At 67.1% G+C, this 14,548-nt stretch carries 14 protein-coding genes; 9 read left to right on the top strand and 5 right to left on the bottom strand.

Annotation, left to right across the window (positions count from 1 at the left end):
- Positions 1-12: 12 nt before the first annotated feature.
- The 3 genes from HPS01S_RS17645 (at position 13) to HPS01S_RS17635 (ending at position 2,278) form a co-directional block, all read left to right on the top strand.
- The gene (locus tag HPS01S_RS17645; protein WP_066159018.1) at positions 13-1,185 is read left to right on the top strand and encodes a JmjC domain-containing protein; all 1,173 of its coding nucleotides are present in this window, start codon (positions 13-15) and stop codon (positions 1,183-1,185) included.
- A 3-nt stretch (positions 1,186-1,188) separates the two neighbouring features.
- Positions 1,189-1,701, top strand: a complete 513-nt coding sequence (locus HPS01S_RS17640; RefSeq protein WP_066159012.1) for a hypothetical protein — start codon at positions 1,189-1,191, stop codon at positions 1,699-1,701.
- A 220-nt stretch (positions 1,702-1,921) separates the two neighbouring features.
- Complete coding sequence (locus tag HPS01S_RS17635) at positions 1,922-2,278, top strand: hypothetical protein (protein WP_066159009.1); 357 nt, start codon at positions 1,922-1,924, stop codon at positions 2,276-2,278.
- 87 nt (positions 2,279-2,365) lie between these two features.
- Here the strand turns inward: HPS01S_RS17635 and bamC are convergent, their stop codons facing one another.
- The 5 genes from bamC to HPS01S_RS17615 all read right to left on the bottom strand — a co-directional run bounded on the left by bamC (position 2,366) and on the right by HPS01S_RS17615 (position 6,447).
- Positions 2,366-3,496, bottom strand: a complete 1,131-nt coding sequence (gene bamC / locus HPS01S_RS17630) for an NlpB/DapX family lipoprotein (protein ID WP_066159006.1) — start codon at positions 3,494-3,496, stop codon at positions 2,366-2,368.
- A gap of 44 nt (positions 3,497-3,540) precedes the next feature.
- Positions 3,541-4,425 carry a 4-hydroxy-tetrahydrodipicolinate synthase gene (gene dapA, locus HPS01S_RS17625; protein WP_066159003.1) on the bottom strand — a complete coding sequence of 295 codons (885 nt, stop codon included), beginning with the start codon at positions 4,423-4,425 and terminating at the stop codon, positions 3,541-3,543.
- Positions 4,426-4,529: 104 nt separating this feature from the next.
- Complete coding sequence (locus HPS01S_RS17620) at positions 4,530-5,078, bottom strand: class I SAM-dependent methyltransferase (RefSeq protein WP_066158999.1); 549 nt, start codon at positions 5,076-5,078, stop codon at positions 4,530-4,532.
- Positions 5,078-5,206 (bottom strand): hypothetical protein, encoded by a 129-nt coding sequence (locus HPS01S_RS22260; RefSeq protein WP_255284242.1) that lies wholly within the window; start codon positions 5,204-5,206, stop codon positions 5,078-5,080. Before HPS01S_RS22260 ends, HPS01S_RS17620 begins: the two co-directional genes overlap by 1 nt.
- Positions 5,203-6,447: an MFS transporter gene (locus HPS01S_RS17615; protein ID WP_066158994.1), complete on the bottom strand. Its 1,245-nt coding sequence runs from the start codon at positions 6,445-6,447 to the stop codon at positions 5,203-5,205. The genes HPS01S_RS22260 and HPS01S_RS17615 overlap by 4 nt, the downstream gene beginning before the upstream one ends.
- Positions 6,448-6,613: 166 nt before the next feature.
- Here HPS01S_RS17615 and HPS01S_RS17610 point away from each other — a divergent pair, with 166 nt between their 5' ends.
- From HPS01S_RS17610 to HPS01S_RS17585, 6 genes are all read left to right on the top strand, one after another.
- Complete coding sequence (locus HPS01S_RS17610; RefSeq protein ID WP_066158988.1) at positions 6,614-8,581, top strand: DNA topoisomerase IV subunit B; 1,968 nt, start codon at positions 6,614-6,616, stop codon at positions 8,579-8,581.
- Positions 8,581-9,315 carry a lytic transglycosylase domain-containing protein gene (locus tag HPS01S_RS17605; protein WP_066158985.1) on the top strand — a complete coding sequence of 245 codons (735 nt, stop codon included), beginning with the start codon at positions 8,581-8,583 and terminating at the stop codon, positions 9,313-9,315. The genes HPS01S_RS17610 and HPS01S_RS17605 overlap by 1 nt, the downstream gene beginning before the upstream one ends.
- 54 nt (positions 9,316-9,369) lie before the next feature.
- Positions 9,370-11,709 (top strand): DNA topoisomerase IV subunit A, encoded by a 2,340-nt coding sequence (gene parC / locus HPS01S_RS17600; RefSeq protein ID WP_066158982.1) that lies wholly within the window; start codon positions 9,370-9,372, stop codon positions 11,707-11,709.
- The gene (locus HPS01S_RS17595) at positions 11,709-11,897 is read left to right on the top strand and encodes a hypothetical protein (protein ID WP_066158979.1); all 189 of its coding nucleotides are present in this window, start codon (positions 11,709-11,711) and stop codon (positions 11,895-11,897) included. The genes parC and HPS01S_RS17595 overlap by 1 nt, the downstream gene beginning before the upstream one ends.
- A gap of 70 nt (positions 11,898-11,967) precedes the next feature.
- Positions 11,968-13,095, top strand: coding sequence for an MBL fold metallo-hydrolase (locus tag HPS01S_RS17590; protein WP_066159204.1), 1,128 nt, complete (start codon positions 11,968-11,970; stop codon positions 13,093-13,095).
- Between the two features lie 7 nt (positions 13,096-13,102).
- A complete protein-coding gene (locus HPS01S_RS17585) occupies positions 13,103-14,395 on the top strand; it encodes a type III PLP-dependent enzyme domain-containing protein (RefSeq protein WP_066158976.1) in 1,293 nt (430 codons plus the stop codon).
- The last annotated feature ends 153 nt before the right edge of the window (positions 14,396-14,548 follow it).

Below are 14,548 nucleotides of genomic sequence, written 5' to 3'. Positions count from 1 at the left end.
GACAATTGTCCCATGACACCACACACCGATTCCATCGCAGGCGCTCCTTCTGTGGACCTGCCGGCGCAGATGCTGGGCGGCATGTCGCCGGCCCGGTTCATGCAGCGCTACTGGCAGAAAAAGCCCCTGCTGATCCGCAATGCCTTCCCCGGTTTCCAGCCCCTGCTCACACGTCCCGAGCTGTTTGCGCTGGCCGCGCAGGAATCGGTCGAGTCCCGCCTGATCGTGCACAAGCCGGCCGGGTGGCAGCTCCGGCACGGTCCCTTTGCCCGCACGGCCTTTCCGCCCCTGAAACAGAAGCGCTGGACCCTGCTGGTGCAGGGGGTGGACCTTCACCTGGACGCGGCGCACGATCTGCTGGGCCGGTTCCGTTTTGTGCCCGACGCGCGCCTGGACGACCTGATGATTTCCTGGGCCAGCGATGGCGGTGGTGTAGGGCCCCATTTCGACAGTTACGACGTATTCCTGCTGCAGGCCAGCGGCCAGCGTCTGTGGCGCATCGGGCGGCAAAAGGACCTCTCGCTGGAGCCTGATGTTCCGCTCAAGATACTGAGCAACTTCGAGCCCGAGCAGGAGCACCTGCTCAACCCCGGGGACATGCTGTACCTGCCGCCGCGCTGGGCACACGACGGCATTGCCGTCGGCGACGACTGCATGACCTACTCGGCGGGATTCCGCGTGCCCCAGCGCGGAGGGCTCGCCGGCGAACTGCTCCAACGCATGGCCGACGAGTTCGAGGACAGCACGCTGTACCGCGACCCCGGGCAGGAGGCCACCGACCACCCGGCCGCGATGCCGGCCTCACTGGAGGCATTCGCGGCCGATGCCCTGCAGCGCATGCTCGCCGAGCGCACTTCGCTGGCCTGCGCCCTCGGCGAAGTGATGACCGAGCCCAAGCCCCGTGTGTGGTTCGAAGAGCCTGTGGGCCCATGGCAGCCTGGGACGGCGTTGCGCCTGGACCGGCGCACCCGAATGATGTACGACGCAAGGCACCTGTTCATCAACGGAGAGAGTTTTCGGGCCGGCGGAGCCGACGCTCGCCTCATGCGCGTCCTGGCAGATCAACGTCGCCTGGGTGCGGCGCAGGTGCGCCGTGCCAGCGCCGACGCTCAGGCCCTGTTGAAGGACTGGTTCGAGGCCGGCTGGCTCCATGCGGAGTCCACGGCGGGTGGTGAAAAGGACTGAGAGATGACGCAACAGCCGATACCGGACGATCTCCCGGCATTGCCGGAAGGGCGTATTCAGGGGCGCCGCGAGTTTGCGGATCTGGTGCGGCTGGCATTGCAAACCGCCGCCCGCGATGGCTGGACCCAGATTGTGCTCAGTGATCCTGATTTCGCCGACTGGCCTCTGGGCGAGAGGTCCGTCATTGACGCCCTCAATGACTGGGCCTGTCGCGGCAGAAAGATCCAGTTCATGGCCATGGACTTTGACCGGCTGCGCGAGTTGCATCCCAGGCTCGTGCAGTGGCGCACGACCTGGTCGCACATCGTCGAAGCCCACGCATGCCGCGCGGTGGCGGGGGGTGAACTGCCCAGTGCCATCTGGTCACCCGACTGGACCATGGAGCGGCTGGACATCGGCCGTTGTCTGATGGTCGCCAGTCGCCGACCCGAGCGCCGAACGCTGCTCCAGGAACGGTTGCAGGCCTGCTGGCAGCAGGGCTGCCCTTCGTTTCCTGCGACGGTCCTCGGTTTGTGACAAGAATCCTAACGGCGTGTGTTTTTGCAACGCCAACTGTCAACAAAAGAAAAAGTTGACAAGGGTAAATACGGATTTGCAGTTCCGGCGTATGATTTCGTTCCAGATCGCAATCGTTAATAGCGGTAAGCGACTGGGTCAACCAAGCCCGGATCATCGATTCGGGTTTTTTTGTGGTTGATTCATTTTTTTGTTTTCATCCACATCCTGAGGAATCACCATGAAAAAGACCGTTCTGCTGGCCAGCCTGCTCGCCGCCATCGCCCTGACCGCTTGTGGCAAGAAGGAGGAAGCTGCTGCTCCCGCTGCAGCCCCCGCCGTTGAAGCTGCCAAGGACGCCGCTGGCGCCGCTGTCGATGCCGCCAAGGATGCTGGCGCTGCCGCTGCCAACGCTGGTGCCGCCGCTGGCGCCGCTGCCGGTGCGGCTGCTGCCGACGCCGCTGGCGCTGCTGCCGATGCCGCCAAGGACGCCGCTGGTGCCGCCGCCGACGCCGCCAAGGCTGGCGCCGACGCTGCCAAGGAAGCTGCAGACAAGGCCGCCGAAGCTGCCAAGGCTGCCGCCAAGCCCGCTCAGTAATTGCCCAGCCGGTTCGGGCCCAGGTCCGAATCGTCCGGCCAAAAGAAATGCCGCCCTCGGGCGGCATTTCTTTTGCCTGCGTGGCCCTTACTTCAGATCAGCGGCCAGCAACTCGACGATGCGCTGGCCGTCGGCCGTGGTGTCGGGTTGTCCCTGGGCGTTCAGCACGGACACCGTGGTGCTCGTGCCGCTGCTGCGCACGGCAATCCGGTATTGCACCGGCTTGGCCTGGGCGGGCGAACTGCTGAAAAGACGGCTGAAGAAGCCGGGCTTGGCCGACTCGGCGGTGGCGTCTGCGGGCACGTAGCGAACGAAATACACGCCTTGGCTGCGATCACGGTCTTCGACGGTGAAACCGGTGCGGTCCAGCGACAGGCCGACCCTGCGCCAGGCACGATCAAAGTCGTCCTCCAGCTGCACGGTGGGCTGGTTGTTGACGGTGACCACACGGGTCGCAGAAGGAGCCGGCGCCGATGCGGTGACCGCTTTGGCCTGGGCCTCGGTCACGCCGAGCTTGACCATCAGCCGGCGCATGAACTCCGTTTCAAGCTCGGGGTCGGCTGCGCGTGGCTGCCAGACGGTCTGGTCCTTGCGGGCATCGGTGTAGACCTCGATCATGCCGCGGTGGCTGATGTAGATCTCGGTAGCGCCCGACGGGTTGCGCTCCAGCCGGGTGCGGAACTTGTCCTTCTCCCCCGTTGAATAGAGGCTGTCGAACACTTTGCCCAGTGTGGATCGGATGACGTCCTGCGGCAGCTTGGCGCGGTTCTCGGCCCAGTCGGTCTCCATCACCCCCAGGGTTTCCTGGTCCAGGGTGAGCACAAAGCCGTTCTCCTGCCAGAAGTCCTTGACGGGGCCCCACACCTTGTCGGCAGGGCGGTCCACCACCAGCCAGCGCTGGCTGCCCGCGCGCTCGATGCGGACATCGCCGATCTTGCTGGCGGCGGTGTCGGAGGAGCCCGCAACTGGCTGGGCCGTCTGGTAGCCGCTGGCCGTCACGGTGGCGCCAGGCACCTGGTAGCGCGACTCGCGGCTGAGCTGGGTCAGGTCCGGCGGCACTTCGAGGGAGTTGACCTGGCGGGCGCTGCGGTAGTCGATCTTGTCTTCCTCGAGCACGGAGCAGCCCGTGGCGAGAAAGGCTGCCATGGCCACGGCGCCCCAGCGGAGCGACACGGTGGGGCGGATGCGCGAAGACAGAGAGCGTGAGGTGATGGACATGGGCAGCTTGGATGACGTCTTGGTGGGACCTGGCAGCGGCGTGATCAGATCAGGCCGCTCTCTTTGAGTGCCGCCTCGACCACCGGTTCCAACGGGGAGCTCATGGGCGTGAGGGGCAGGCGCATGGTGCCACCACACAGGCCCATGCGTTCCATCGCCCACTTCAAGGGGATCGGATTGGCTTCGACAAAGAGGTTCTTGTGCACGGGCATCAGGCGGCGCTGGATCTCCATCGCCTTGCGGGCGTCACCGGCGATGGCGGCCATACACATTTCGTGCATCAGTCGGGGCGCGATGTTGGCGGTCACGCTGACATTGCCCTGGCCACCACACAGCATCAGGGCGACCGCCGTCGGGTCGTCGCCCGAGTAGATGGCAAAGCCTTCCGGCGCCTCGCGGATCAGCCACTGGGCGCGCTCGATGTTGCCGGTGGCTTCCTTGATCCCGACGATGCCGGGCACCGCCGCCAGGCGCAGTGCGGTGTCCACGCTCATATCGGCGACGGAACGGCCGGGCACGTTGTACAGGACGATGGGCAGGTCGCCGGTGGCTTCGGCAATCGCCTTGAAGTGCTGGTACTGGCCTTCTTGCGTCGGTTTGTTGTAGTAGGGCACGACCTGCAGCTGGCAGTCGGCACCGACGCCACGGGCAAATTTCGCCAGCTCGATGGCTTCGGCGGTGGAGTTGGCGCCGCAGCCGGCCATGATCGGCACGCGCTTGGCGGCCTGTTCGACGGAGACGCGGATGATCTCGCAGTGCTCTTCGACGCTCACCGTGGGCGACTCGCCCGTGGTGCCGACGACGCCGATGCAGTCGGTGCCTTCGGCGATGTGCCAGTCGATCAGCTTGCGCAGGGTGGGGTAGTCGACGCTGCCGTCGGGGTGGAACGGGGTGACGAGGGCAACGATGCTGCCGGTGATGGTCTTCATGTTCTCGGGCTCAAGTCAGAGGCGCCGGCCTGTGCGCCGGACACGTTGAGGAAATCGATCCGGCGGCTCGCGCGCGAATCGTGCATTCTACCCAGCGCAGTCGCTCAGTCAGGGAGCAGGTGGCGCGCCGGCACGGAGGCGTCTGACGGACGTTTTCGCAGGGCGGTGATGCGCTGCACGAAGCGCTCCGGGTGGTCGCAGAAGCCGTTTTCATAGGCGACCACGTGCAGGCCGGCGCAGGCCTGCAGCAGCTCGCCGGGCTGCAGCAGGAAGTCGGGCCGGGACGGTCTGCCGACCGATTCGTTACCGGTTGCAAAGGTCTCGTAGATCAGCACGCCACCCTCGGCCACGCTGTCCACGATCACGGGCAGCAGCGCGCGCCAGAGGTAGTTGGTCACCACCACGGCGTCGAAGCGTTGTCCTTCGAAGGGCCAGGGGCCGTTCTCGATGTCGGCCTGCACCACCCGCCCGGCGCTGGCCGCTGCTGCCACAGCGGTGGGGTCCCGGTCCACGCCGGTCACCGCATGACCGCGGCCGGCGAACCAGCGCAGGTGCCGTCCCTGTCCGCAGGCCACGTCCAGTACGGTGCCGCCGACCGGCACCAGGTGCGACCAGCGTTGCACCCAGGGGGAGGGCGACTCCGTGCCGTGCATCAGAAACAGCTCCAGAGCTGGTCGGCCAGATTCACCAGGAAGTCCGGGCGCTGGTAGAGCATCAGCGTGCCCAGCAGGGCCAGGGCCACGGCGGCCCAGACCAGCGCCCTGACGGTCAGCGGCCTCACGCGGCGGCCCCCACACGCTGCGGGCCGCGTTCGATGGCCGACTCGCGGACCGGCAAGTTCACCAGGGCCGCGAACACGCCCAGGGCGATCGAGATGTACCAGACAACGTCGTAGCTGCCGGTCCGGTCGTAGAGCACGCCGCCCAGCCAGACGCCCATGAAACTGCCGATCTGGTGGCTGAAGAACACGAAGCCGCCCAGCATGGACATGTGGGCCACGCCGAAAATCTGGGCCAGCATCGCGTTGGTCGGTGGCACCGTCGAGAGCCAGAGCACGCCCATCACGGCGGAGAAGACATAGACGCTTGTGGGCGTGAGCGGTGCCCAGAGGAAGACCACGATGGCGACCGAGCGCGCCAGGTAGATGAAGGCCAGGATGTGGCGCTTGGCCAGGCGCTGTCCCAGCGCGCCGGCGGCGTAGGTGCCGATCACGTTGAACAGGCCGATGATGGCCAGCGCGTAGCTGGCCACCTGCGGCGAGAGGCCGTGGTCCTTGAGGTAGCTGGGCATGTGCACGCCGATGAACACCACCTGGAAGCCGCACACGAAGTAGCCCGCCATCAGCAGCTGGAAGCTGCGGTAGCCGAAGGCCTCGCGCAGGGCCTGCCCGATGGTCTGTTCGCGCTTTGGTGCTGCCCCGCCCGTGAAACCCGGCTCGCGCAGGAACAGTGCCAGCGGCATGATCAGCAGCACCGCTGCCCCGAGGATGAGCAGCGCCTGCTGCCAGCCAAAGCCCGAGATCAGCCAGCCTTCCACAGGCACCATCAGGAACTGGCCGAAGGAGCCGGCCGCCGCCGCCACGCCCATGGCCCAGGAGCGGCGCTCCGCAGGGATCTGGCGACCGATCACGCCATAGACCACGGCATAGGTGGTGCCGGCCTGGGCCGCGCCGATCAGCAGGCCGGCGGTCAGCATGAACACGAACGGCGTGGGCGAGAGCGCCATGCCTGCGAGGCCTGCCGCGTACAGCACCGCTCCGCCGACCAGCACCCGGAAGGCGCCGAAGCGGTCGGCCGCCATGCCGGCGAAGATGCCGAACAGGCCCCAGGCCAGGTTCTGGATGGCCAGCGCGAAGGAAAAATTTTCCCGGGTCCAGCCCATGTCCTGGGTGATCGGCTGCAGCCAGAGCCCGAAACCGTGGCGCACCCCCATGGAAAGGGTGACGATGGCGGCGCCGCAGAGCAGCACCTGTGCGGCGGACAGGCGCGCTGGTGATACGGAGATGGGAGAAGCTGAAGACATCCCGGCACTGTAGCGAATCCGGCTTTCCCGAAGGCGTCGCAGGGTGGACGCGCGGTGGTGAAATTTCTCGCGCAGATTGATGAGCGCCTGGCATTGCTGGACAGGCGGCGGTCGGCATCTGTGTTTGCATACAGGCTTTTGAAGGGCCTCACCTTACAATTTCCCGATGGCAACCCAATCGAACGAGTATTCCGAAGGCTCCATCCGCGTCCTCAAGGGACTGGAGCCGGTCAAGCAGCGGCCGGGCATGTACACCCGCACCGACAACCCGCTGCACATCATTCAAGAGGTGCTGGACAACGCGGCCGACGAGGCGCTCGCTGGGTTCGGCAAGAAGATCAAGGTCACGCTGCACACCGACGGGTCGGTGAGCGTGGAAGACGACGGCCGCGGCATTCCCTTCGGCCTGCACCCCGAAGAAAAGGCACCCGTGGTCGAGCTGGTGTTCACCCGCCTGCACGCCGGCGGCAAGTTCGACAAGGGCAAGGGTGGTGCTTACAGCTTCTCCGGCGGTCTGCACGGGGTGGGCGTGAGCGTGACCAACGCGCTCTCGACCCGTCTGGAAGTCACCTGCTTCCGCGACGGTCAGGTGGCGAAACTGGCCTTCGGTGCCGGCGACGTGATCGAGCCGCTGGTGGTGACGCCCAAGGGGGAGGGCGACCGCAAGCAGGGCACCACGGTGCGCGCCTGGCCCGACGCCAGGTACTTCGACTCGCCCGCGCTGCCGCTGGGCGAACTGACCCACCTGCTGCGCAGCAAAGCGGTGCTGATGCCCGGCGTGCAGGTCACGCTGGTGAACGAGAAAAGCAGGGATACGCAGACCTGGCAATACAAGGGCGGTTTGCGCGACTACCTGCAGCAGACCCTGACCACCGACCCGGTGATCCCGCTGTTCGAGGGCGAGGGCTACGCCGACGCCAGGGACGACAGCTTCGCCGATGGCGAAGGTGCGGCCTGGGCCGTGGCCTTCACCGAAGACGGCGCGCCAGTGCGTGAGAGCTACGTCAACCTGATTCCCACCAGCGCCGGCGGCACGCACGACAGCGGCCTGCGAGACGGTCTGTTTCAGGCGGTCAAGAGCTTCATCGAGCTGCATGCGCTGCTGCCCAAGGGCGTCAAGCTGCTGCCCGAAGATGTGTTCGCGCGCGCCAGTTATGTGCTGAGTGCCAAGGTGCTGGACCCGCAGTTCCAGGGCCAGGTGAAGGAGCGTCTGAACTCGCGCGACGCCGTTCGCCTAGTCGGCGGTTTCGTGCGCCCGGCGCTGGAGCTCTGGCTCAACCAGCACGTGGACTATGGCAAGAAGCTGGCCGAGCTGGCGATCAAGGCCGCGCAGAGCCGCCAGAAGGCTGGCCAGAAGGTCGAGAAGCGCAAGGGCTCAGGCGTGGCTGTGCTGCCCGGCAAGCTGACCGATTGCGAGAGCCGCGACACCGCGCACAACGAACTCTTCCTGGTGGAGGGCGACTCGGCCGGCGGCAGCGCCAAGATGGGTCGAGACAAGGAGTGCCAGGCCGTGCTCCCGCTGCGCGGCAAGGTGCTCAACACCTGGGAGGTCGAGCGCGACCGCCTGTTCGCCAACACCGAGATCCACGACATCTCGGTTGCCATCGGTGTCGATCCGCACGGGCCGAACGACACGCCCGACCTGAGTGGCCTGCGCTACGGCAAGGTCTGCATCCTGTCGGACGCCGATGTGGACGGTTCGCACATCCAGGTGCTGCTGCTCACCCTGTTCTTCCGCCACTTCCCCAAGCTGATCGAGGCTGGTCATGTGTACGTGGCGCGCCCGCCGCTGTTCCGTGTGGACGTGCCGGCGCGTGGCAAGAAGCCCGCGGCCAAGCAGTACGCGCTGGACGAGGGCGAGCTGCACGCCATCCTGGACAAGGCCGAGAAAGACGGCGTGAACCGCGAGAAGTGCCAGATCAGCCGCTTCAAGGGCCTGGGCGAGATGAACGCCGAGCAGCTCTGGGACACCACGCTCAACCCCGACACCCGCCGCCTGCTGCAGGTGACGCTGGGTTCGATGGACTTTGCCGCCACCGAGGCCCTGATCACGCGGCTGATGGGCAAGGGCGAAGCGGCCGCGCGCCGTGAACTCATGGAACTCCACGGCGACTCCGTGGAGGTGGATGTGTGATGCCCCGTCTGGCCCCGATATTCGGCGGTGTCCTGCTGGCGGTGGCGCTGGCGGGGACTGCGCATGCCGAAGTCTGGGCGTACCGCGACAAGAACGGCGTCACCCACTATGCCGACCGCCCGCTCCACGCCCGCTATGAGCTGCTCTACCCCGGTTCCGGCAACGCCAGGACGGGCGGTGGCAGCCGCCCCACCAGGTCCTCGGCGTCGGCCGTGACGCGCATGGAGCTGTCGACGCGATTCAAGGCGGTGCGGCATCTGATCCGCGAGGCGGCGAGCCAGCACGGGCTGGAGTTCGAACTGCTGCAGGCGGTGATCGCCACCGAGTCGGGCTTCGATCCCGGTGCTGTCAGCCCCAAGGGCGCAGTGGGCCTCATGCAGGTGATTCCCGACACCGCGGAGCGTTTCGGTGTCCGCGCCACCGGGCGGCAGAGTGTGAGCGAGCGCCTGACCGACCCGCGCACCAACATCCAGACCGGCGCGCGCTACCTGGCCTGGCTGATCAACTACTTCAACGGCGATGTGCGGCTGGCGGTGGCGGCGTACAACGCGGGCGAGGGTGCCGTGCTCAAGGCCGGTCGCCGCATTCCCAACTACCCTGAGACCATCAACTACGTGCGCAAGGTCACCGACCTGCACCACAGCCTCAAACCTCCGCGCACCGTCAGCGAGGCGCGGGCCGAGGCGATTCCCGCGGCCACACCCATGCCGCTGCGCCCGCCCGGCCGCGGCTGACCACGCCGGCGCAGGTGTGCCGTGATGGCACCCGTTCTTCCAGTTTGTGACCCCATGACCCAAGACCTGATCACTCCCGAACCTGTGGCCGAACCCGGCGACGACAACCTGGCCGCCTACGCGCAACGTGCCTACCTCGAGTACGCCCTCTCGGTCGTCAAGGGCCGTGCCCTGCCCGACGTGTCCGACGGCCAGAAGCCGGTGCAGCGGCGCATCCTCTACGCCATGGACCGCATGGGGCTGGGCTTTTCCGGCAACACGGCGGCCAAGCCGGTCAAGAGCGCCCGCGTGGTGGGCGACGTGCTGGGCAAATACCACCCGCACGGTGACAGCGCGGCGTATGACGCGCTGGTGCGCATGGCGCAGGACTTTTCCCAGCGCTACCCGCTGATCGACGGCCAGGGCAATTTCGGCAGCCGCGACGGCGATGGCGCCGCCGCCATGCGCTACACCGAAGCGCGTCTGGCCAAGATTTCCGGCCTGCTGCTCGACGAAATCGACCAGGGCACGGTGGACTTCATCCCCACCTACGACGGCTCGTTCGAGGAGCCCAAGCAGCTGCCCGCACGCCTGCCGTTCAACCTGCTCAACGGCGCCAGCGGCATTGCTGTGGGCCTGGCGACCGAAATCCCCAGCCACAACCTGCGCGAGGTGGCCGACGCCTGCGTGGCCCTGGTCAAGAACCCCAAGCTGAGCGACGAGGAGCTGCTGACCATCCTGCCCGGCCCGGACTACCCCGGTGGCGGCCAGATCATCAGCCCGGCGGGCGACATCGCCGACGCCTACCGCACCGGCCGCGGCAGCCTGAAGGTGCGCGCGCGCTGGAAGATCGAAGACCTGGCGCGCGGCCAGTGGCAGCTGGTGGTGAACGAACTGCCGCCCGGCGTGAGCAGCCAGAAGGTGCTGGAAGAGATCGAGGAAATCACCAACCCCAAGGTCAAGGCCGGCAAGAAGGCGCTGACGCAGGACCAGACCCAGCTCAAGGCCAGCATGCTGATGGTGCTGGACGCGGTGCGCGACGAGTCGAGCAAGGACGCGCCGGTGCGCCTGGTGTTCGAGCCCAAGAGCAGCCGCATCGAACAGCAGGAACTCATCACCGCGCTGCTGGCCCACACCAGCCTGGAGACCTCGGCGCCGATCAACCTGACCATGATCGGCCTGGACGGCCGGCCGACGCAGAAAAGCCTGCGCCTGATGCTGGAAGAGTGGATCGCCTTCCGCCAGACCACGATCACGCGCCGCAGCCAGCACCGCCTGAACAAGGTGCTGGACCGCATCCACATCCTCGAAGGCCGGCAGCTGGTGCTGCTGAACATCGACGAGGTGATCCGCATCATCCGCCACAGCGATGAGCCCAAGGCCGCGCTGATCGAGGCCTTCAGGCTCAGCGAGCGCCAGGCCGAGGACATCCTGGAAATCCGCCTGCGCCAGCTGGCCAAACTCGAAGCGATCAAGATCGAGCAGGAACTCAAGGAGCTGCGCGAGGAGCAGGGCAAGCTCGAAGACATCCTGGCCAACCCGGCGAGCTTGAAGCGCCTGATGGTCAAGGAGATCGAAGCCGACGCGAAGACCTTCGCCGACCCTCGCCGCACGCTGATCCAGGCTGAGAAGAAGGCCGTCGCCGAAATCAAGGTGGTGGACGAGCCGGTCACGGTGGTCATCTCCAGCAAGGGCTGGGTGCGCGCCCGCACCGGCCACGGCCACGAGGCCGCCAGCTTCGCCTTCAAGGCCGGGGACGGCCTGTACGGCACGTTTGAATGCCGCACGGTGGACACGCTGATCGTGTTCGGCAACAACGGCCGCGTCTACAGCGTACCGGTGGCCAGCCTGCCTGGGGCGCGCGGCGACGGTCAGCCCATCACCACACTGATCGAGCTGGAAAGTGGCACGCAGCCGCTGCACTACTTCGCCGGTCCGGCCAATGCCACGCTGCTGCTGTCCGGCACGGGCGGCTACGGCTTCCTGGCCACGGTCGAGAACCTCGTCTCGCGCCAGAAGGCGGGCAAGGCCTTCATCAGCGTGGGCGAGGGCGAAGCCATCTGCGCGCCCTCGCACGTGGCCAACACGTCCGGCGGCCAGCCACTGGCCGCTGCCACGCACGTGGCCTGCGCGTCGACCGGCGGGCGCATCCTCACCTTCGAGATCGGCGAACTCAAGTCGATGGAGAAGGGCGGTCGCGGCTTGATGCTGATCGACCTGGAAGACAAGGACACGTTGGCGGGCGCCTGCGCCTACACGCGCAGCATCAAGATCGAAGGCATCGGCCGCGGTGGCAAGGAGCGCGACGAGACGCTGGAGATCCGCAGCCTCAACAACGCCCGGGCCGCGCGCGGTCGCAAGGGCAAGGCGGCCGACCTGGGCTTCAAGCCCAACCGCATCACCCGGGTGGAATGATGAGCACCGACGGTATCGGCCTGTTCCTGATGCTGGCGAGCTTCGCGCTCACCTTCTTTTTTGCGCGCATGCTGGGCAAGCGTCTGAAAGCCAGGCGCGAGGCCGAGCGTGCGAAGCAGGCCGAGCGCGACCTGGCCCGGCAGAGCCGCCAGGTGCGGCGTGCGGCGCAGCGCAAGAAAAAATCCTGACGGGCAATCACCCGGGACTTCGCGGGGCGGCGCGCCGTCGCCAGAATGGCGTTTCTTGGAAAGGATGGCCATGAAGTCGATGGGCAAACGGGCCGAAGGCCTGCGGTTGGAGCGCATGCAGGCCTCGTCCCAGTGGCGCGGTCAGGGTTTCCACAACGTCTACCCGGTGGCGCCGGGGCTGCGCGACCCGAACGCTCCGTTTCCCAGTCTGAAGGACTTTCTCTGGGGTGGCGAACGTCGCGTGCCGACCGCGCCGCTGCCCGCGACCGATCCGCGCGAGGGCTGGCGCCAGGGGCCGCAGAGCGGCCTGCGCGCCACCTGGCTGGGCCACTCGACGGTGCTGATCGAGATTGGCGGAAAGCGCCTGCTGACCGACCCGGTCTGGGGGCCGCGCGCGTCGCCGTCCACCCTGGTCGGCCCCAGGCGCTTCCAGCCGGTGCCGCTCAAGGTCAAGGAACTGCCGGAGGTGGACGCGGCCCTGGTTTCTCACGACCACTACGACCATCTGGACTACCCCACGGTGCGTGAGCTCAACAAGCGCGGCGTGCCCTTCGTCACCTCGCTGGGCGTGGGCGCGCACCTGCAGGCCTGGGGCGTACCGGCCGAACGCATCACCGAACTGGACTGGTGGGAAACGCACCGACTGCCGGGCAGCGAAGTCACCGTCACCGCGACGCCCTCGCAGCACTTTTCGGGCCGCGGCCTGAAAGACCGCAACGCCACGCTCTGGTCGTCGCTGGTGATCCGGTCGGAGAAGCACGGTGTGTTTTTCAGCGGCGACACCGGTCTGACCGATGCGTACACCGAGGTCCGCGAACGCCTCGGGCCGTTCGATCTGGTGATGCTGGAGATCGGCGCCTTCCATCCGGCCTGGGGCGACATCCACCTGGGGCCCGAGAACGCCATGAAGGCGCACCAACTGCTGGGTGGTGGCGTGCTGCTGCCAGTGCACTGGGGCACGTTCAGCCTGGCCATGCACGCCTGGGACCAGCCGGCCGAGGTGTTGCATGCGCTGGCCGAGAAGAACGGCACCCCGCTGCTGATGCCTCAGCTGGGGCAGGCGGTGGAACCCGCCCATGTGGCGCGCACCGATCCGTGGTGGCGGCGTGTTGAGACCAGGGCCGGCCCGACGCCCGTGGTCGAACCCGACCTGCCACCCAAGAACCTGCCCAAGGCCCTGCAGTGGCCACTGGACTGAACTACCCATGACAACGTCTGACGCCGTCTTCGGCCACCATCTCAAAGGCTTCCCCACGGGCGGCGCACCGCTCACGCGGGCGCAGATCCCGTCACAAGGCTGGAACCTGTTGCGAGGCGATCTGGCGCTGCCGCAGGCCGTGCTCAAACAGTCGGCCCTGCAGCACAACCTGCACTGGATGCGCGACTTCTGCGCGCAGCGCGGCCTGCACCTCGCGCCACACGGCAAGACCAGCATGTCGCCCGAACTGTGGCAACTGCAGTTGGACGCCGGGGCCTGGGGCATCAGCTTCGCCACCGTGTTCCAGGCGGCCGTCGGCGCGCGCCACGGCGTGCCGGTGCTGCTGATTGCCAACCAGGTGATCCAGCGCGCCGAGCTGGACGCGCTCGCGCTGCTGCACGCCGAGCGCCCGGGCCTGCGTTCGATGTTCCTGGTCGACTCGGTCGGGCAGGTGGACGCCATCGAGGCCTGGGCCCAAGACCGTTCGTTCCAGGGGCGCTTCGAGGTGCTGCTGGAACTGGGCCTCGCCGGTCAACGCACCGGCACCCGCACGGCCGGAGAGGCGCGGCAGACCGCCATACGCATTGCCGCCAGCCCGGTGCTGCAGCTCGTGGGCATCGAGTGCTACGAGGGCACGACCGCCTATTGCGACCACGTGAAAGACCGGGCGACGGTGCAGGGCCTGATGGACCGCGTGGACGCCATCGCGCGCGAAGCCATCGCTCAGGGCTGGTTCGCGCACGAGGAAATCATCCTCACGGCCGGCGGCTCGGCCATCTTCGACCTGGTCGCCGAGCGGCTGCTGCCCGATCTGGGCCGTCCGGTGCGCGGCGTGTTGCGCTCGGGGTGTTACCTGACGCACGACCACCAGCGCTACACGCGCTACCTGTGCTGCGTGGGCGAGCGCCTGAACCTGCGCGAGACCTTGAAGCCCGCGCTGGAAGTGCTGGCCTGTGTGCAGAGCCAGCCCGAGCCGGGCCTGGCGCTGCTGTCGATGGGCAAGCGCGACGTGGCCTACGACCTCGACCTGCCAGTGCCGGTTTGGCGCTCGCATCCTCAGGCCCTGGGGCAGGGCGGTGCGCTGCAAGCGGTGCCAGCCCACTGGCGCATCGACGCGCTCAACGACCAGCACGCCTACCTGCGCTTTGACGCCTCCGCTCCCCCGGACGAGTGGCCCAGCCTGGGCGAGACAGTCGGCAGCGGCATCTCCCACCCCTGCACCACCTTTGACAAGTGGCGCTGGCTGCCGGTGGTGGACGAGGCCTACGGTGTCGTGGACGCCGTCACCACCTGGTTCTGACGGCCCGCAGCCATCGGCTGGCCGCCGGTTTTGGCATGTCTCCCTATTTTTGCTGCAATGCAGCAAAAATGCTTGCCAGTCCAAGGTTTTCACATAGAATTGCGTCATGCTGCACTGCAACATTTGTCAACCCGATGAATGTTTTCCCGGCGG

The organism is Hydrogenophaga pseudoflava NBRC 102511 (assembly GCF_001592285.1).
Classification (GTDB): Bacteria; Pseudomonadota; Gammaproteobacteria; order Burkholderiales; family Burkholderiaceae_C; genus Hydrogenophaga; species Hydrogenophaga pseudoflava.
The sequence above is the reverse complement of the archived record's forward strand: the minus strand, read 5'-3'. Positions and strand labels throughout refer to the sequence as shown.